The sequence below is a fragment of the Thalassotalea algicola genome (assembly GCF_012932965.1).
GTDB classification, from domain to species: Bacteria; Pseudomonadota; Gammaproteobacteria; order Enterobacterales; family Alteromonadaceae; genus Thalassotalea_F; species Thalassotalea_F algicola.
On sequence record NZ_JABBXH010000003.1, the window covers coordinates 676131 to 696220 of the forward strand.

At 38.9% G+C, this 20090-nt stretch carries 17 protein-coding genes; 14 read left to right on the forward strand and 3 right to left on the reverse strand.

Features of this window, described 5'->3' with window-relative positions; genetic code table 11:
* Nucleotides 1-41 precede the first annotated feature (41 nt).
* Nucleotides 42-1469, forward strand: a complete 1428-nt coding sequence (gene hldE / locus HII17_RS11840; RefSeq protein ID WP_169075561.1) for a bifunctional D-glycero-beta-D-manno-heptose-7-phosphate kinase/D-glycero-beta-D-manno-heptose 1-phosphate adenylyltransferase HldE — start codon at nt 42-44, stop codon at nt 1467-1469.
* A 60-nt stretch (nt 1470-1529) separates the two neighbouring features.
* Here hldE and tolC read toward each other — a convergent pair whose 3' ends face one another.
* A complete protein-coding gene (tolC, locus tag HII17_RS11845; protein WP_169075562.1) occupies nt 1530-2900 on the reverse strand; it encodes an outer membrane channel protein TolC in 1371 nt (456 codons plus the stop codon).
* Between the two features lie 159 nt (nt 2901-3059).
* Here tolC and HII17_RS11850 point away from each other — a divergent pair, with 159 nt between their 5' ends.
* The 5 genes from HII17_RS11850 to parE are packed head-to-tail and all read left to right on the forward strand — an operon-like array spanning nt 3060 to nt 7411.
* Entirely contained in the window at nt 3060-3713 is a 654-nt protein-coding gene (locus tag HII17_RS11850) for an NUDIX domain-containing protein (protein WP_235938716.1), read from the forward strand.
* Nucleotides 3694-4149, forward strand: a complete 456-nt coding sequence (locus HII17_RS11855) for a DUF1249 domain-containing protein (RefSeq protein ID WP_169075563.1) — start codon at nt 3694-3696, stop codon at nt 4147-4149. Before HII17_RS11850 ends, HII17_RS11855 begins: the two co-directional genes overlap by 20 nt.
* A gap of 6 nt (nt 4150-4155) precedes the next feature.
* Nucleotides 4156-4911, forward strand: a complete 756-nt coding sequence (locus HII17_RS11860; RefSeq protein ID WP_169075564.1) for a metallophosphoesterase — start codon at nt 4156-4158, stop codon at nt 4909-4911.
* 4 nt (nt 4912-4915) lie between these two features.
* Nucleotides 4916-5506 (forward strand): YqiA/YcfP family alpha/beta fold hydrolase, encoded by a 591-nt coding sequence (locus tag HII17_RS11865; RefSeq protein WP_169075565.1) that lies wholly within the window; start codon nt 4916-4918, stop codon nt 5504-5506.
* Nucleotides 5507-5524: 18 nt separating this feature from the next.
* Complete coding sequence (gene parE, locus HII17_RS11870) at nt 5525-7411, forward strand: DNA topoisomerase IV subunit B (protein ID WP_169075566.1); 1887 nt, start codon at nt 5525-5527, stop codon at nt 7409-7411.
* Between the two features lie 74 nt (nt 7412-7485).
* On the opposite strand, the gene HII17_RS11875 is transcribed toward parE, so the two are convergent.
* A complete protein-coding gene (locus HII17_RS11875) occupies nt 7486-8391 on the reverse strand; it encodes an alpha/beta hydrolase (RefSeq protein ID WP_169075567.1) in 906 nt (301 codons plus the stop codon).
* 118 nt (nt 8392-8509) lie between these two features.
* A complete protein-coding gene (locus HII17_RS11880) occupies nt 8510-9025 on the reverse strand; it encodes a PepSY-associated TM helix domain-containing protein (RefSeq protein ID WP_169075568.1) in 516 nt (171 codons plus the stop codon).
* Nucleotides 9026-9372: 347 nt separating this feature from the next.
* Between HII17_RS11880 and HII17_RS11885 the strand changes: the two genes are divergently transcribed.
* The 8 genes from HII17_RS11885 to HII17_RS11920 all read left to right on the forward strand — a co-directional run bounded on the left by HII17_RS11885 (nt 9373) and on the right by HII17_RS11920 (nt 20081).
* Nucleotides 9373-9720, forward strand: coding sequence for a metalloregulator ArsR/SmtB family transcription factor (locus HII17_RS11885; RefSeq protein WP_169075569.1), 348 nt, complete (start codon nt 9373-9375; stop codon nt 9718-9720).
* Nucleotides 9721-9748: 28 nt separating this feature from the next.
* On the forward strand, nt 9749-10756 hold the full coding sequence (locus HII17_RS11890; protein ID WP_169075570.1) for an ArsJ-associated glyceraldehyde-3-phosphate dehydrogenase: 1008 nt from the start codon (nt 9749-9751) through the stop codon (nt 10754-10756).
* Entirely contained in the window at nt 10746-11963 is a 1218-nt protein-coding gene (arsJ, locus tag HII17_RS11895) for an organoarsenical effux MFS transporter ArsJ (RefSeq protein ID WP_169075571.1), read from the forward strand. Before HII17_RS11890 ends, arsJ begins: the two co-directional genes overlap by 11 nt.
* Nucleotides 11953-12366 carry a VOC family protein gene (locus HII17_RS11900; protein ID WP_169075572.1) on the forward strand — a complete coding sequence of 138 codons (414 nt, stop codon included), beginning with the start codon at nt 11953-11955 and terminating at the stop codon, nt 12364-12366. The genes arsJ and HII17_RS11900 overlap by 11 nt, the downstream gene beginning before the upstream one ends.
* A gap of 130 nt (nt 12367-12496) precedes the next feature.
* The gene (locus tag HII17_RS11905; RefSeq protein ID WP_169075573.1) at nt 12497-14422 is read left to right on the forward strand and encodes a tetratricopeptide repeat-containing diguanylate cyclase; all 1926 of its coding nucleotides are present in this window, start codon (nt 12497-12499) and stop codon (nt 14420-14422) included.
* Nucleotides 14413-15591 carry a GGDEF domain-containing protein gene (locus HII17_RS11910; RefSeq protein ID WP_169075574.1) on the forward strand — a complete coding sequence of 393 codons (1179 nt, stop codon included), beginning with the start codon at nt 14413-14415 and terminating at the stop codon, nt 15589-15591. The genes HII17_RS11905 and HII17_RS11910 overlap by 10 nt, the downstream gene beginning before the upstream one ends.
* A 241-nt stretch (nt 15592-15832) precedes the next feature.
* Complete coding sequence (gene parC, locus HII17_RS11915; RefSeq protein WP_169075575.1) at nt 15833-18148, forward strand: DNA topoisomerase IV subunit A; 2316 nt, start codon at nt 15833-15835, stop codon at nt 18146-18148.
* A gap of 475 nt (nt 18149-18623) precedes the next feature.
* Nucleotides 18624-20081, forward strand: coding sequence for an MFS transporter (locus HII17_RS11920; protein ID WP_169075576.1), 1458 nt, complete (start codon nt 18624-18626; stop codon nt 20079-20081).
* Nucleotides 20082-20090 lie beyond the last annotated feature (9 nt).

Genomic DNA, 20090 nt, shown 5'->3' on the forward strand with positions numbered 1-20090 from the left:
CATGATAAACTATTGACATTATATAATTTTTGGAAGTTAGGATGAAAGTAGATATTCCCGCTTTTAATCGTGCTCGTGTATTAGTTGCTGGCGATATTATGTTAGATCGCTATTGGCAAGGGCCGACTCAACGCATTTCTCCAGAAGCACCAGTACCGGTTGTTAAAATAGATCATAACGAAGATAGACCCGGTGGTGCAGCAAATGTTGCATTAAATATAGCGTCTCTTGGCGGTAAAGTTACGCTGGCAGGCATTACAGGTGAAGATGAAGCGGCAAAAACCTTGACTACACATTTGAACGCCGTAGATGTGCATTGTGCATTTGCCACACAAGCACAAGCGCCAACTATCACTAAGTTGCGCGTTGTAAGTCGTAATCAACAGCTTATAAGGCTAGATTTTGAACAGTCGTTAACTTGTATTGAAAAACAAGGCTTTACCCAGCGAGTTACAGAACAACTCGCTAATCATGATGTATTACTCTTATCTGACTATGATAAAGGCACGCTTTCGGATGTTCAGACGTTAATTAGTGCCGCGCGAGCTCAAAATAAGCCGGTACTGGTCGACCCTAAAGGTACGAATTTTGAAAAGTATCGAGGGGCAACATTATTAACGCCAAATATGTCAGAATTTGAATCAATTGTTGGTCATTGCGCTACAGAGCGCGATATTGTCGATAAAGGGCAATTAATGCTCGAGCAATTAGACTTAGAAGCCTTGCTGATAACACGCAGTGAGCAAGGAATGACCCTGTTAAGAAAAGGGTGTGAAGAGTATCACCTGCCAACACAAGCTCGTGAAGTCTATGATGTAACCGGTGCTGGCGATACGGTAATTGCAACGTTAGCGCTTGCAGTCGCAGCAGAAGCACATATTACTCAAGCGTCAGCATTAGCTAACATGGCTGCGGGAATCGTTGTCGGTAAACTAGGAACCTCGACGGTAAGTGAGGCCGAATTAGTGGCTGAGTTAAAATCTGGTCAAGAAAGTGGTTACGGTGTTTTGACGGAAGAGCAACTAAAAATTGCCGTTGATGCTGCTAAAGCGCGTGGTGAAAATATTATTATGACCAATGGTTGTTTTGATATTTTACATGCTGGACATGTTTCTTATCTTGGTAATGCACGAGAACTTGGCAATCGGTTAATTGTCGCGGTAAATAGCGATGCTTCGGTTACGCGATTGAAAGGTGAAGGTAGACCTGTAAACCCTTGCGATCGTCGAATGGCAGTTTTAGCTGGCTTAGGGGCGGTTGATTGGGTTGTTGAGTTTTCAGAAGATACACCACAGCGAGTTATTGCTAATATTTTACCTGACGTGCTGGTAAAAGGCGGCGATTATAAAGTTGAAGAAATTGCTGGTGGTAAAGAAGTTATTGAAGCTGGCGGCGAAGTTAAAGTGCTAAACTTTGAACAAGGTATTTCAACAACGGATATTATCAACACTATTCGTCTAGAAGACTAATTTAACCATAAATTAAAAAAGGCAGCTTACCGCTGCCTTATTTATGTAAAAAATAGAGCTTTAGCTCGCTGGTGATAAACCTTGATTAATATCACTGATGTCTTTTTCAGTTAATGTACCGGCAGCGCGCTTCAGTGACAATACTGCATTTATATAGCCGTAACGTGTAGATGATAAATTACGTTTTGCATTATATAAATTACGCGTACTATTAAGCACATCAACAATAGTACGAGTACCAACTTCAAAACCTGCTTCTGTTGCTTCAAGTGCTTTTTCTGCACTTAATACTGACTGCTCCAAAGCTTTAATTGCTGAAACACCTGCGATTACAGTGTTATAAGCATTGCGAGTATTTCTTACAACGCTGCGGTGTGTCAGTGCTAGGTCTTGACTAGCAGCTACATAATTGTGCTGTGCTTGACGTACAGCACTTGAAGTTGCGCCACCAGAGTATATTGGCACTGTCAAAGTGATAGCAATTGAGTGACTATCTAAATCCGGTTGTTCAAATTCTGAAAAGTTTGCTACCTTGAAAGTATCTTCTGAATTTGTATAACGGCCACTTAAATCTAATGTAGGGTAGTGACCAGACTTAGCAATATTGATGTTTTCTTTGGCAATGTCTACCGACACTTTTTGAGTGATCAAGTCGATGCTTTTAGCTTCTGCAGTTTGTTGCCATTCATTTGCACTATCTGGCATAGGGCGTGAAGCAGAAAAACGATCAGTATTTAAAATGTTAACATTGCTTGGGTAGACGTTTGTTAAAACGCGAATTGCTTCTTCTGCTTGATAAATATTATTCTGAGCTCGTATTACTTGTGTTACCGAATCATCGTATTCTGCTTGTGCTTCATGTACATCGGTAATTGCGGTTAACCCCACAGAAAATCTTTGTTTGGTTTGCTCAAGTTGTCGCTCTATAGCTACTTTTTGCGCCTCAGCAAACTCTAAATCATCTTTAGAACTTAATAGGTTAAAGTATGCATCGGTTACTCGCACAATTAAATCTTGTTGTGCTATTTGATAAGCTAGGTCAGCTTGATGAGCTGATTTTTCAGCGTTATCTAAGCGTAACCAAGTATCGTGATGATAAAGCTGCATATTTAAACTGGCACCGTAGCTGAAGTTCTCAGCTTCTGTCGTATATATCGCACCAGCAGGTAAACCAAAGCTATTATCAGCAGAGGCGATTGATTCAGATTCGCCATCGGTATAACTACCTGTGGCATTAATTTGAGGTAAGAGTACAGCTCTTGCTTGCTTAATACCTTCTTTAGAAGCTTCGTATTGTGCTGATGCCTTTAATAATACAGGATCATTGGTCAAAGCTTGTTGGTATACTTGAAGCAAGTCATCAGCAAACGCTGAAGATGTGGTTGCTGCAAGCGTAATCCCTATAAATAGAGCGGAAAACGTTTTTTTCATGGGTCAGCATTTCCTTTAGTGTGCAATTTTATTCTTTTATTATTTATGGCAGCTAATGCTACAGTGCAAAAGCTGTAAACAAAATAAAATAAATGTTTATCAGTGTTATGCTTCTGTAACAAAATATTATCAAACTAGTTGAATGATAGGACATTTCTCTTGAAAGTTAAAAGCCAATTTCATCATATGTCGGAACTTGATGTTCGTATACTTGATAAAAAATGTCGCTTTCAGGGCTTTTTCACGATTGAAGAATATCAAGTCAGTCATAAATTGTTTAATGGCGGCATGAGTAAAGTACTCAACCGAGAAATTTTTGAACGTGGCGACGCAGTAGCAGTTATTCCCTATGATCCTGTTCGAAATTCATTGATTGTTGTAGAGCAATTTAGAGTTGGTGCCATTCGAACTCAAACTAACCCTTGGTTAATCGAATTTATTGCTGGAATGTTTTCAGACAATGAATCGCCAGTGGATGTCGCCGTTAGAGAGGCTAAAGAAGAAGCCAATATCGTTCTTGAACCGGATAAAATGAGACACATTATGACATATTTGTCTTCACCTGGCGGTACAAGTGAGCAGTTACATCTTTATGCTGCGCCAGTTGATGCTAGAAATGTCGGGGGTGTTTTCGGCTTGGAAGAAGAGGGAGAAGATATAAAGGTACACGAGATAGGACTAAATGATGCCTTGGCGCTAATAAACGATGGTACAATTAACAATGCAATGACCATTATTGGAATTCAATGGTTAGCACTAAATTACTCGCAACTTCAAAGCCATTGGGCGGACAATGATAAAACAAAAAGCTAGCTACAGGCCAAATTTGCCAGATTTAATGGAGTTATGTGCCATTAACTATATGTTAGCGTTAAAGTTATTAGCGAACAAAGAAGTAGTAGGTGAAAAAAGGGAGTTTAGTATTGCCGACAAATTGCAGTATGTAATTACAGTGAATGAAGTGACTAAATACACGTCTTTGATTACAATTGAGCAACTGCAGCAGTTAGAACTCGCAGAGTTAGCTGATATTTTAGCGCCCAAAATGGTGATCCGTTTATATCATGATGCACAAGCAGCAGAAGTTGTTAGTAGTCAAGCTATCCGCCATATTAAACCCAAATATCATTACCCGAATGAATTAATGCTTTTGCCTGATGAAAAATTACAAGTGAACGCTTTTTTAAAAGAGTGGTTACAAGTGTGTTTAATGCATGGTCAAACTCAAGTCCCTAGTCCGAGTCATTAGCTTTATATGTTAAATAGCGTAAATATAGCTCAATTTAGTGATAGTCATTTATTTTCTGATACTAAGGCAAAACATCATGGTGCCCCTGTTTTTGAAAATTTAAGCAAAGTTTGTAAGCATATTGCTGGTGACAAAACGATTGATATTGCTATTTTTACAGGTGATTTAACACAAGACCACACAGAAGATTCTTATCAAGTTTTTGCTGATGCTGTAAAAAAACACTTAAGCCATATACCTGTTTATTATTTAGCAGGTAATCATGATGAAATTGATCTTTTAAATAAATACCTAGTGAATCAGCCGTTTCGTCAGCAAAATTTAATTAACTTGCAAATGTGGCAATTTCATTTGATTAACAGCAAGTCTGACACACCAGCAGGTTTCGTCAGTAATACGCAACTTGCCGAGGTTGCTAAAAGCTCTGAACCTGAACGTTTTCAATTTTATTTTATGCATCATCACCCTCAAAATGTTGATTATTTTATTGATCGTCATGGTTTGGAAAATAAAAAACATTTTTGGCAATGGCTGGAAACTCAGGAAAATGTAAAAGGTATTGCATGTGGACATGTTCATAGAGCGATGAAATTCACTTATCAAACAAATGGATTTTTATTACCTGTGTATACCTGTCCAGCAACGTCGATTCAGTTTGCAAAGCACCCAAAAGAGCTAAAAGCAGAAGCCATTTCACCTGCATATCGGAAATTTTGCTTTCAAGGCAACGGTCAAATAACAACAGAGCTTTTTTACCTTTAAATTTATGTCAGTAAAAATTTTATATATTCATGGGTTCAACTCATCCCCTTTGTCTATGAAGGCTGAATTAACCAAAGAATATTTCGCATTACATTACCCTAACGTTGAAATTATTTGCCCGCAGATAAAATCATCGCCTTTTAAGGCTATTGACCAGTTAGAAAGCATTGTTCAAACTCTTCATGACAACACTTGGTGTCTTATTGGTTCATCTTTGGGAGGCTACTTCGCGAGTTATTTAGCTGAGAAATATCGTGTAAAGGCTGTTTTAGTAAACCCTGCAGTTAAGCCTTATTTGTTAATGAGTGATTATATAGGTTGGCAACTTAACCCTTATACAAATGAAACATATCAAGTACAGGCAGAGCATATAGATGAGTTAAAATCGCTAGAACAGCAAAAAATTTCTGAAAACTTGTATCAAGTCATGGTACAAACAGGTGATGAAGTGTTAGATTATCGACTAGCAGCTGAAAAGTTTCGAAACAGTCAGTTAATCGTACAGCAAGGTGGCGATCATGGTTTCATCAATTTTGCTGATATGCTTCCAAACATTGCTGACTATCTGGCAATAAATAAATCGAATACACAATAATAATTACGAAAATACCTCATGAGCGAACAATATAATTCTGAATCAATTGAAGTTTTAAGTGGCTTAGAGCCAGTGCGTCGTCGTCCTGGCATGTACACAGATACCGATAGACCTAACCATTTAGGTCAAGAGGTAATAGATAACTCTGTTGATGAAGCTTTAGCGGGCTTTGCCCAAAACATCACCGTCATATTAGATAAAGATCAATCCCTAGAGGTGATTGATGATGGTCGAGGCATGCCGACCGATATTCACCCAGAAGAAGGTGTGTCTGGCGTAGAATTAATATTCTGTAAATTACATGCTGGTGGTAAGTTCTCCAATAAAAACTACCAATTTTCAGGTGGTTTGCATGGTGTAGGTATATCTGTAGTTAATGCATTATCAAATCGTGTTGAAGTAACGGTTCGCCGCGATAGCAAAGTATTTGAAATGGCATTTGAAAATGGTGAAAAAGTAGAGGAATTGACTGAGACTGGTACCGTTGGCCGACGAAATACTGGTTCGCGTGTTAAATTTTGGCCTGATGCTAGCTATTTTGATTCGTCAAAGTTCTCTGTCACTAAGCTTAAGCGATTACTAAAAGCTAAAGCAGTGCTTTGCCCTGGTTTAACCATTAAGTTTCAAGATAAAAATGAAGGGGAAAAAGTACAGTGGTGCTATGAAGACGGCTTAAGTGATTATATTAAAGAAGCTGTAGGTGATAGCATCAGCCTTCCGGAGGAACCATTTATTGGTACCTTTTCATCACAACATGAAGCGGCTGACTGGGCGGTTACCTGGCTACCAGAAGGCGGTGAAACCATTTCCGAGAGTTACGTTAACTTAATTCCGACAATTCAAGGTGGTACGCATGTAAATGGTATGCGTCAAGGCCTGTTAGAGTCGATGCGAGAATTTTGTGAGTTTCGTAACTTAATTCCCCGCGGCGTAAAACTAACACCTGATGATATATGGGATAAATGTAGCTTTATACTTTCGGTAAAAATGCAAGATCCACAATTTGCCGGTCAAACGAAAGAGCGATTATCTTCGCGTCAGTGTGCTGCGTTTGTTACTGGGGTGGTAAAAGATGCGTTTAGTCTCTGGTTAAATGAACACACCGAAATAGCCGAAGCATTAGCTGAATTCTGTATTTCTAATGCGCAACGACGTTTAAAAGCAGCGAAAAAAGTCGTTCGTAAAAAGGTGACTCAAGGACCTGCTTTACCAGGTAAGTTAACCGATTGTGGCAGCCAAGATCCTGATAAAACTGAAATTTTCTTAGTAGAGGGTGACTCTGCTGGTGGTAGTGCCAAGCAAGCACGTGATCGTGAGTTTCAGGCGGTAATGCCACTTCGAGGAAAAATCCTTAATACTTGGGAAGTGGAATCAGGCCAAATTCTAGCATCACAAGAAGTTCATGATATTTCAGTAGCTTTAGGTATAGACCCTGATAGTGAAGATTTATCAGCGCTTCGTTATGGAAAAATTTGTATCCTAGCAGATGCTGATTCCGATGGATTGCATATTGCGACTTTATTGTGTGCGTTATTTACACAGCATTTTTTACCGCTTGTACAAGCTGGCCACGTATATGTGGCTATGCCGCCACTTTATCGAATTGATGTAGGTAAAGAAGTGTTCTATGCCTTAGACGAGGCAGAGAAAGAAGGTGTGCTAGATCGTATCGAAGCTGAAAAGAAAAAAGGTAAAGTTAACGTTCAGCGCTTCAAAGGCTTAGGCGAAATGAACCCTATGCAGCTTCGTGAAACAACAATGGATCCTAATACGCGTCGTTTAGTGCAACTCACGGTTGATCAACACGACGAAACAATTGAAACCATGGATATGTTGTTATCGAAAAAACGTAGTGGTGATCGAAAAGAGTGGTTACAAGAAAAGGGTGACATGATTGAACTATAAACTACGTTATTTAGGTACTTAACTTTAACCTTCTAGTTAAATTGTGAATATACAGCTCACTGCTGAATAAACAATTAGCTAGATAGAAGGTGCTTAATTAACTCAGCGGTATCTTTAGGTTGTTCCATCGGAAAGCAGTGATTGTTGCCAAAGTAGTGGCAATGTATGTAACGACTCAATTTACTTGCGCGCTTTACCGCAGGTTTGATAAACCCATAGGTATTATCGGCAATGACTACATCTACATGTACCTTAGTTTTAGCGATCGAGTGCCATAGTTTTCGAGGATAAGAGCCGAATATTTCTGCTTCCCATTGAGGATTACATGCCAGTTTTATTTCACCTGAATTTGTGATTTCGGTTGCACTATCAACAAAATCATCTAACACTTGCGGTTGCCAATTTTTATAAAGTTTCTTAGTTTGCAACTCTTGACGCATTAGGGACTTGTTAGGCCAATGTTGTGTTCTATTGTGGACGGCTTTTACCCAAGGTACCTTCTTCCAAAACCCCGAGCCTCTCAGCAATTTTTGTGTAAATAATAGCGAGCGCACAAACAATGGCGGGTCAAGCAAGATAATACGGCTGAAATATTCGGGGTGTTTGCTGGCTGCCAATAATGTGAGCACTCCGCCTAAAGAGTGACCTACGCCGATTACAGGCCCTTGGTTAGGTATATCGGCATTTTGATATACCGCTTTAGCCACTTTCGCTGCCATATCTTGCCAATCCGGCATAATATGTTTAGGTTGGGTAGATTGCCCGTGTCCTGGAACGTTGGTTAACCATAAATTCCAGTCTTCAGGTAATAGAAAGGCCATTTCTTTAAGAGTGAGGGCTGAAAAGCCTGTACCATGAAGTAGGTGCACACGTTTACTTTGCTTCACACCTTTACGGTAGAAGCCAGAAATGTATTCTGATTGACTGACTTGTTCTTGCCAAGGACAAAGTGAGTGGGCATTGCTTTGAGCGCGTTGCATTTATGTTTGAGTAATTAGCTTAAATGAATTTGAATATGTGCTACATCACTTGGAGTATGTCGCACAATATTTACCTTCTGGTCAGATGAGTTTAACTATCGATATCGGAAAATTCAACTTAGCTTTGTGTCTTATTTCTGCACCACTTTTTATAGTAGGGTAGGCAGAATAAATATAGTCCAGTTAGTAAGAGCAATAATAAGGTCAGCGCGACTGGCAACATTAACCACAAATTGGCGTTTTTCTGGAAAAATGTTCCGTCATGCAAACTTTCGATAAATTCTGAATTACGATAGGCTACCTGTAAAATTTCGCCTGTTTTACCGTCTAACTGTACTTCCCAAGAACTTTCAGTTCTTACCTTTATAATGCCTTTGTCTGGGCGAACATCTAATCGATCAATATCACTCCAGTCTGCAACATTTGCCTGTTCAACACTTTTAGTCACAGTTAAAATTTGTTCAAAGGAAATGCTAGGCGTCGCTGCTATGCCTTTTTGAGTAGGCGGTTGCAGTACGTCAAATTGCTTTTTCACCAGCAGCAATATACCAGTAATAATTACGAGTAATAATGGCAGGGCAATTATGATACTTGCCCACTTATGAGTGGTACGGTTAAAGGTGGAAAACTTCATATATATTTCAAAAGTATATTAAAGCAAAGGCACAGATGCATATTGCTTTAAGTTATTCTACGGAAAATAAAAGCACTATTTTAACTAATAAAGAAAGTGTATAGCCAGTGGCTTTATCATGTTTTACTCACCATTCGTCGATTGCTGATAGTTAATATCAGTTATTCTACAGTTTTTATGGCGTATGCCAGACAGAAAATTCAGCTTTTTAGAAAATAATATGCTTATTTTTAAGTAGATAACGCTACCTTCCGGGTTTGAAATAGGCTCGATTGTATTACTTGTTGAATTAGTTTTTTACATATGTAAAAATTCATATATATGTTATTTCGAATGTGTTTGTTGCTATGTTAAATACGCTGTCATTTATTAAGTTATTGGCGGATGAAACTCGTTTGTCTATTGTTTTATTACTTGAGCGTCAACCAGAGTTGTGTGTATGTGAATTTACACAAGTGTTAATGGTGTCACAGCCTAAAATTTCTCGACATTTAGCCATGTTACGAGAAGCGGGTGTTTTAGCTACAAGACGCAGTGGAAAGTGGATTCATTACTCACTTTCATCGGCACTAAGTTATGAATTTAAAGCTATTTTAAAGAGTGCAGCAATCAGTGAAGAAACAAAAATATCTTCTTTGATTGCTGAGCTAGAGAAAATCGGCGACCGTCCAGAACGGTTAGCTATTTGCTGTTGAGTATTTTTATTAAATTTTTGGAAAAAATATGGCGATTAAAGTAGGTATTAATGGATTCGGTCGAATGGGGCGTTTAGTCATGCGTGCCGCTTGGGACTGGCCTGAAGTTGAATTTGTTCAAATCAATGATCCAGCAGGTGATGCCGCAACGTTGGCTCATTTAATCAACTATGATTCTGTTCATGGCATATGGTCACATCAAGCTTCAGCGAAGTTAAACGAGATGTCAATCGGTGAAAAACGTATTGCAATTAGTAACAATACAACGATTGAAGACACTGATTGGTCTGGCTGCGACATTGTTGTCGAAGCGTCAGGAAAAATGAAAACAAAGGCTAAACTTCAGGCTTATTTAAATCAAGGTGTTAAAAAGGTAGTAGTTACTGCTCCAGTCAAAGAAGACGGGGTACTAAACATTGTTATGGGAGTTAATCAGCACTTATACAATGCAAATGAGCACTCAATTGTTACTGCTGCATCATGCACAACAAATTGCTTGGCTCCTGTAGTAAAGGTATTGCAAGAAAAGGTAGGTATTAAGCACGGTAGCATGACTACTATTCACGATATTACTAACACCCAAACCATATTAGATGCACCGCATAAAGATTTGCGCCGAGCACGAGCATGCGGGCAAAGTTTGATTCCAACCACTACTGGTTCAGCAACAGCAATAACTCATATTTTTCCTGAATTAAAAGGGAAACTAAATGGTCATGCAGTGCGAGTGCCTTTAGCTAATGCCTCTATTACTGATTGTGTATTTGAGATGGTGCGTCCAATAACCGTAACAGAAATTAATCAACTTATGTCGGAAGCGGCTGAAGGTGAATTAGCGGGTGTATTAGGTTATGAAGAAAAACCTTTAGTTTCGGTGGATTACAAGACAGACCCTCGCTCGAGTATTGTAGATGCGCTATCGACTATGGTGGTTAATGATACACAACTTAAAATGTACCTTTGGTATGACAACGAGTGGGGCTACGCGAACCGAACGGCTGAACTAATGAAAATGGTAGGACTAAGTGTTAGCTAAACTTGCCGCACTACCAACTGGGGTACAGCAGTATCTAATTATTACAGGAAATTACTGGGCATTCACTCTAACGGATGGAGCACTACGTATGTTAGTAGTGCTTTATTTTCACCAGTTAGGCTATTCCCCGCTCTCCATAGCCATGTTGTTCTTATTTTATGAATTTTTTGGCGTGGTTACTAACTTAGTAGGGGGCTGGCTCGGTGCAAGAATTGGTTTAAATAAAACCATGCAAATGGGCTTAGCTTTGCAAGTAATTGCGCTTTTAATGCTTACGTTACCTAGTGAATTCTTGACCGTGGCTTGGGTGATGCTAGCGCAAGCCTTTTCTGGTATTGCAAAAGATTTAAATAAAATGAGCGCCAAAAGTAGCATCAAAACCTTGGTGCCGAAAAATGCTGAAGGCGCTTTATATAAATGGGTGGCGTTACTCACAGGCTCGAAAAACACCCTAAAAGGTGTAGGGTTCTTTATTGGCGGCTTATTGCTCACGTGGCTAGGCTTTCAATTCGCTATTCTTACTATGGCATTAGCACTTTTTGTTGTTGTAATTGCCAGCCATTTTCTATTAACCCAAGAACTTGGAAAGGCTAAGAATAAACCTAAATTCACCGACGTTTTTTCAAAAAGTGCGGCGCTAAATTATCTTTCAGCTGCTCGCATGTGCTTATTTGCCGCGCGCGACGTATGGTTTGTGGTCGCAATTCCGGTATTCTTCGTTAGCCAACTCGACTGGGCACACCATGAAGTTGGCTCATTTATGGCTATTTGGGTTATTGGGTATGGAGCTGTGCAGGCTCTAACACCTAAATATGTAAAGTTAACTGATCATAAAGTTAATAAAACTGCTGCAGCATTAGGCGGTTTGCTTGCCTTTTGTATTGCAGCCTTAGTGCTTGGCTTATTAAGTAATCTGAATATTGAAAAAGTATTAGTGTTCGGCTTACTCGCTTTTGGGGCAATATTTGCAATAAATTCAGCTGTTCATAGCTATATAATTGTCGCTATAGCAAAAGAAGATGGCGTGTCAATGGATGTTGGCTTTTATTATATGGCAAATGCCGTTGGTCGATTAATTGGTACCGTATTTTCTGGTGTGATATATCAACAATATGGCATTGTAGCGTGTTTAGTCAGTTCTTTGGTGCTAGCTACAGCTGGTGCATTGCTAATGTTGAAGGTGGAAATAACTGCAAATGATACTTAAAAATAATCATGATAGAACAATATGCCATGCGTCTATTGGCACTAATGATTTGGGTAGGGCGAAAGCTTTCTATCAACCATTGTTGGCGACACTTGATGTGGAATTAGTTAGTGAATATGGTCACGCATTAGCTTTTGGCAAAGGGTATCCAGAATTTTGGGTTCAAATTCCATTTGATAAAAAGCCAATGTCTGTAGGTAACGGCACTCATTTTGGCTTTGTAGCAAAAACAAAACAACAAGTAGAAACGTTTTATCAAACAGCAATTGCTCTTGGTGCAAGGTGCAATGGTAAGCCAGGACCTCGCCCAGACTATGGCGACCCTTATTTTGGTTGCTTCGTCTTAGATTTAGATGGTAATAAAATAGAAGCAAGCTTTTGGGATTTCCAATGGAAAGGCTAAATGAATATATTATAACTTATTGATTTTTAAGTTTTTGAATCATTATAAAAAATATACAAACTCTATTTTGACTGCTCGCCAAATATAGATATACTGCTAGTCCATAAAAATAATAATCTGGGTGGGTTAGTTGCTTAAGTTTGCGAGCCGAAAAACAAGGAAAACCTTAAAGACTCTTTTAGGGTTAGTCTTTTTCGCGTACCTTGTAACCAGTAAAAGTTTTGCTTATTCAGAGACAAATAATCGTGTGCTCAACTTTGTCGAACAGCTTGAAGATATTAGAACCCTGTCTGATAGTGATCAAAAGTCAGCTATAGAAAAGTTGAAGTTAATCAAACCAAGCCTTAATGAATTCCCACTTAACCAACAATTAGAATATTACCATTTACTTGCTGAAACACATTCTTTACTTGGTCAGCATAGGTTGGCTCGCTCAACCGCTGAACAAGCTTTAGTGCTTGCTTCTGGTTTAATATCCCCTCGTATTGTTATTGCCAAATTAGCATATGATCTTGGCTATTCATTAGAGTCTCTAGGTCACCTTGATTTAGCATTAGAGCAATATCTATCTGGACTTGATGTTGCGGAGTCGTTAGAGGAGCAGAAAGAAATTGCTGTAGGTTTAATTAATGTTGGGGCAATTTATTATCAGACAGCTAAATTGTCGGAAGCAATAATTACCATTAATGAAGCGCTAACCATTGCTGAGAACTTAAGTGATAAAGAGCTTAAAGGGCTCGTTTATAGTGAATTAGGAATTTTATACGGTAGTCTTGGTGAACCTGAAAAGTCGATAGAATTTTATAAAAACTCTTATCGTTATTATACCGAGGCTGACAAGCCACTATTAGCGATTAATAACTTGCGGAATATTGCGAGTAGCTATAGAGGGCAAGGCAAAACAGACCAAGCTATTGCCAGTTATAATAGGCTTTTAGATGCGTTGGAAGGAATAAATCACGTAGAGATGGAATTTAGCGCACATGTTGGCTTAGCGACGATTTATGCAGATGAAGAAACCAAACAATATGATTTGGCAATTGAGCACTTAACTAAAACTGAGCAATTATTATCCCAAGTAGAACACCACTTTTTACCTTTTCGCTTTCTTATAGATAAAGCTGTCGTCTATAAAGAAATGAAGCGTTATGAAGAAACACTTGCGATTGTTGAAGAAGCCCTAAATTTATTCCACAGTAAGCAATTCAAAGTTACCCCGATGAATGAGGCCGTTTTATTAGTGCTACGCTCAGAGACATATCGGTTAATGGGGCGTTATAAAGAGGCTTATGATACATACCTTCGCGTTTACGATCTTAATATGGAAGACATGCAAAACAGTCAAACTCAATCTGTAGCAGAATTAAGATTACAATATGAGAGTAGACGCGCAGATATTGAAAATAGTTTATTGGCAAACAAAAGTAAGCTTGAATCAATTGCGTTGGATGAAGCGCGAGAAAATTCTGAAAATAAGCAAAATTACATATATTACATTTCAATAATCGTCGTTATTTTCGCGATATTATTAAATGTTTTACGAAAAAGTCAGCGACAACTACTTAAGGTTTCTCGTACAGATGCGCTAACGCAATTAATCAACAGAAGAAGATTTATTGAATTAGCAAATAGAGAACTTGTTAAAGCTAAGAAACAGAAAGAAAGTGTGGCGTTATTGGTGATTGATTGTGACTTGTTTAAGACAATTAATGATAATTATGGGCATGCTACTGGTGACAATGCTTTGAAACTGCTGACTAGACTTGGTCAGCAACACTTTGCTAAACCTGAAATATTTGGTCGTTATGGTGGGGAAGAGTTTATGGTTCTCTTGCCTGGTACTACCCGAGAACAAGCTATCGAAAAAGCTCAGCACTATAGAAAAGCTGTCTCAGCACTGTCTTGGAATGATGAAAATGAGCACTTACTTAGCGTTAGTATAGGTGTGGTAACTACGACTGACGCAAACAGTTATAATTTTGAGGAATTATTCGAATTGGCTGACAGCTTGTTGTATCAAGCAAAAGAAAAAGGGAGAAATCAAGTATGCGTTTGATAAGCTTGATTTTTGCCATGCTGAGCAGTGCTGTTATTTCTCATTCTGTTCAAGCTGAATCAGAACAAACAATGGCGGTTGCAAATGAGTTGCTTGCTGCTGTTGAAAAAGTAACATCTGAAGCTATTCATTCAGAAGAAGAGTTTAATAAGTCACTCACTGATATTCAGCCTAGTAATGCTGCTGAACAATTATTAGTTTATTATGCCAAAGGTGTCATCGCTTATAATCGTGTTCAGCTTCATCAAACGGTCACTTATTTACAACAAGCTAATGCACTAGTTGAAGAACTGCCTGAAGAAATGAAGGCACAATCTCCTTATTATCATTTTCACAAAGTATTATCCGATGCTTATGTTGCATTAGACAACTATCAGTATGGCTATCAACATAAACGCAAGTATTTAATTAAGTATGCAGAAGAGTTTGATAACAAAGATAAACTTTTATTGGCGTCGCTTGAAAGTAAGTATCAGGTAAAACAAAAAGAACAACTTAACCAGTTATTGATACAACAGAATAAACTGAAGCAAGTTGAAATTAAGCAATTAGAACAAAAGAAAAGTGTACAAGAACGCAATACCATCATTTTAATATGTATCGGTATTGTGTTTATGCTAATGATTGTTCGCCAATTGAAAGTTAGACAGAAACTTAAATGGTTATCTTCAACCGATACGTTAACTGGACTTAGAAATCGAAAGAGTTTATTTGAAGCGTCTAATGGTTTAGTTAGAGAGGCTTTGGATAATCACTTGCCGTTGGGCATTATGGTTATCGATATTGATCACTTTAAAGAGATTAACGATCAATATGGCCACCAAGTTGGAGATGTTGTTTTAAAGCTTGTTGCTAAATTAGGGCAAGAAGTTATGCGCTCAAGAGACGTCTTTGCTCGATTAGGCGGTGAAGAATTTGTCGCTGTATTACCAGAAGCTGATATAGATTCAGTAAATGCCATTGCAATGCGGTTGAAAGATAAAATAGCGCAAGAACCCCAGCAGGTAAAAGCTCATCGTATCTCGGTGACTGTTAGTATAGGTATTGCCCAATTAAGCGAAAAAGTGCCAAATTTTGATGCGTTAGTAAAATCTGCTGATGAGGCAATGTATCAAGCAAAGCAGGCGGGCCGTAATCAAGTGGTTATTTTTAACTCAGCTTCAAACTAATCCCTTCGAAATCGTACTTAAAATTGCTAATTCGGGTTTTTTCTATTTAGATAATCAGATAAGCTAACCATACTCGTTTAGCGAGATCATATAGTGAGATCTAATGATCTTAACCATAGATAACAATAATAAAGATTTTATCGGCTAGTATGTTTTATGTAGCGCAATTTCACCAATATGAATTTGTTCTCTAAATGTTATTTAGCCCGGCAGAATACTCTGTATTTAGGAAATTTAATTCATGTCTGATGTGCTCGAATATAGCCTAGAAGGTATTGAACAAGTCCCACTAAGAAAGTTCACTGAAGAAGCATACCTTAATTACTCCATGTACGTAATTATGGATAGAGCGCTTCCGCATATTGGTGATGGTTTAAAACCAGTTCAGCGACGTATTGTCTATGCAATGTCGGAATTGGGTTTATCTGCGCTTGCTAAATATAAAAAGTCGGCACGTACTGTAGGTGACGTTTTAGGTAAATTTCATCCTCATGGTGATTCAGCATGTTATGAAGCTATGGTGCTGATGGCGCAGCCATTCTCTTATCGTTATCCACTGGTTGATGGCCAAGGAAACTGGGGGGCACCAGATGATCCAAAATCATTTGCCGCGATGCGTTATACCGAAGCTCGATTATCTAAATTTAGTGAAGTTTTACTGCAAGAGCTAGGTCAAGGCACAGTAGATTGGGTGCCTAACTTTGATGGCACCATGAAAGAGCCAAAAACCTTACCAGCACGATTACCTCATATCATGTTAAATGGTATTACAGGTATAGCCGTTGGTATGGCAACAGATATTCCACCACATAATGTTCGTGAGATTGCCAATGCATGTGTGCACTTAATCGAGCAGCCTAAATCAGAGCTTGGTGAGTTGCTGGAATATGTTCAAGGTCCTGATTACCCAACAGATGCCGAGATAATTACCCCGAAAACAGAGATTGAAAAAATTTATCAAACCGGTCGCGGTAGTATTAAGATGCGTGCGGTTTATGAAATTGAACATGGTGAAATTGTTATCACCTCGTTACCTCATCAGGCATCAGGAGCGAAAGTTCTTGAGCAGATAGCTAATCAAATGCAAGCTAAAAAGTTGCCTATGGTAGTTGATCTGCGTGATGAGTCTGATCATGAAAACCCAATACGATTAGTTGTTGTTCCTCGCTCTAACAGGGTAGATACAGAGCAGTTAATGCAGCATTTGTTTGCGACAACTGATTTAGAAAAAAACTATCGCGTTAACCTAAATATGATTGGCTTAGATAACAAGCCCGCGGTGAAAAATCTACGTGATATTTTGGCTGAGTGGTTAGAGTTTCGTCGTGAAACGACCCGTCGTCGGTTGCAATATCGTTTAGACAAAGTAATGGCTCGTTTACATATTTTAGACGGCCTACTTGTTGCTTATTTAAACATTGATGAAGTTATTGAAATCATTAGAACATTTGATGATCCTAAAGCTGAATTAATGAGTCGTTTTGATCTTTCAGAAATTCAAGCCAATGCAATTTTAGAAATTAAACTTCGCCAATTAGCGAAGTTAGAAGAGATTAAAATTCGCGGTGAGCAGGATGAGCTGAATAAAGAAAGAGAAAAGCTAGAAAAAATCCTTGCCTCTAAAGCGCGTATGAATACGCTACTGAAAAAAGAAATTTTAGCTGCGGCGGAACAATATGGCGACGATCGTCGTTCACAAATTGTTGAACGCGGTGAAGCAAAAGCCTTATCAGAAAAAGATTTAGTGCCAAGTGAACCAGTTACGGTTGTCGTCTCAGAAAAAGGTTGGGCGCGTTGTGCCAAAGGGCATGATATAGAACCAGAGCAAATGAGTTATAAAGCAGGTGATGGTTACTTGTGTTCAGCGAAAGGGCGAAGTAATAGGCCAGTGGCGTTTATTGATTCTACGGGCCGAGCATATACCGCAGATGCGCATAGTTTGCCAACAGCTAGAAGCCAAGGTGAGCCACTAACCGGTCGCTTTAATATTGCTACGGGTGAAGCTATAACAAAAATAGTTATGGCGGATGATGAAAGTAAATACTTACTAAGTTCTGATGCAGGTTATGGATTTGTCGGTAGCTTTGCCGACATGGTAAGCCGCAATAAAAACGGTAAAGCGTTATTAAGTTTACCTGCTAATTCAAAAGTAATGGAGCCTAAAGCCATTAATGATATCGACAATAGCTTGTGTTTGGCGATTACTAGTGAAGGTCGGATGTTGGTATTCCCCATTAAAGATTTACCAATGTTAAGTAAAGGCAAAGGCAATAAGATTATTAATATTGCTTCGGCTCGTGCTAAAGCTAGAGAAGAGTATGTCACCTTATTAGAGGTTATCACTTCAAGTGATTCAATTACATTACATGCTGGTCGAAGAAAGTTAACGTTAAAAGCAGCTGATATTGAACACTATAGAGGTGAACGAGGACGTAGAGGTAATAAATTACCTAGAGGCTTACAACGAGTAGATCGCATTGAGATAGACGCAGTGTCTACAACTATAGAACAGGATACGTCGATTGAAGACACTACTGGTGGAGTTGAGCCAGAATAACGGGCAATGTTGAATACGTATGCAACTAATTGCATGAGATTACTGCACACGGTTAGTATGAAGTTGATGATATAGACATGCTGTTAATGCTTATATCGTAACCTTTTCCCTTGGTTACTTTATTTAATAGTGTTTTTGTAAAGTTCACACGTTTTTTAAGCACACAAGCGTATGCGAGTGTGCTTTTTTTATATACAGGAAGTATGGTATGCCGTGATGTCAGGACGACAAAGAACGGCGATATACAGGAAGTATAGTATGCCGTGATGTCAGGACGACAAAGAACGGCGATATACAGGAAATATGGTATGCCGTGATGTAGCCATCGAGGCTATCATTGTCAATAAACAACTATTGGATTCTCAAGTTATCCAATCAAACGTGAACTAATTACTACTGCTGAAAAATTCAGCAAGCTTATAGCCATATCATTGCGAAAAAATATAATGATTAACGCAATTGTCGGGGATAACTTATGAATACAACCAAGCCAACGTTAAGTTTTTGGCAAATCTGGAACGTAAGTTTTGGGTTTTTAGGTGTGCAAATTGGCTTTGCATTACAAAACGGAAACGTTAGTCGCATCTTATCCGATCTAGGTGCCGATTTATCTTCATTGTCTTTATTTTGGTTAGCTGCCCCCATTATGGGATTAATTGTACAACCAATTGTTGGTGCTGCTTCCGATAAAACATGGAATGGTTTAGGGCGAAGGTTGCCATTTATTTTAGGTGGTGCAATAGTTGCTGCGATGGCTATGGCTTTATTACCTAATGCTTCAATGGTTGTCGCATTTATTCCGCCGATGATTTTCGGCTTGTTTATCTTTGCGATCAAAGATGCTGCTTTTAATGTAACTTTTCAGCCATTTAGATCGTTAGTGTCGGATATGGTGCCAGATAAACAGCGAAACCTTGGTTATTCTGTTCAAACACTGCTAATTAATATTGGCGCCGTAATTGGTTCTATACTCCCGTTTTTCTTAACAAATGTCATAGGCTTAGATAATTTATCTGCACAAGGTGAAGTAGCACCGTCGGTCATTTGGTCATTTTATATTGGTGCTACTGTGTTGTTTGGGTCAGTACTTTGGACGGTATTTAAAACAAAGGAATATCCACCAGAGCAGTATTACGCTTTTAAAAATATGGACGCAGAAGCGGTCGCCAAAGAGCAGCAAGCTGAAAAATCCTTGAGAGAAAGGTTGGTTGGCTTTTGGGGCTTGTTTAAAGATATGCCCGTGATTATGAAGCAATTGGCATTAGTCCAGTTCTTCTCATGGTTTGCGCTATTCATAATGTGGACCTATACGCCAGCAGCCATTACGCAACATACATGGGGCGTAGCAATTGATTGGTTTGATCCTGCCTATATCAAAGCTGCAGGCGGCTTGCCAGCAGATATCGCCGCAGCGAAAGGTTCTGCGGGCGATTGGGTTGGTATTTTATATGCAGCACAGGCATTGTTCTCTGTGCTATTTGCCATGGTATTAACGAAGTTAGCAGATACTTTTGGCCGTAAGTTAACTTATTCACTAAGTTTAATTGCTGGTGGTTTGGGCTATTTAAGCTTTGCGCTATTTCAAGACCCGACAATTACTCAGGTTGATTTATTAATAACACAAGTCGAAGTTCCACAAGGAGCGATTGGCCTCGTATGGTCGATGGTAGGCATTGGTATCGCTTGGGCAGCTATTTTAGCAATGCCTTACGCAATATTAGCGGGAGCTTTACCGGCGGATAAAACAGGTGTTTATATGGGGATATTCAACTTTACCATCGCAGCACCTCAAATAGTTTCAGGTATAGCTTCAGGTTGGATATTAAGTAACGTATTTGATAATGAAGCAATTAACATTATTATGCTGGCCGGCGGCGCTATGTTCTTAGGTGCATTGTCTGTAGTATTTGTAAAAGATAAAGATGCTGGATAGTACTTGGTA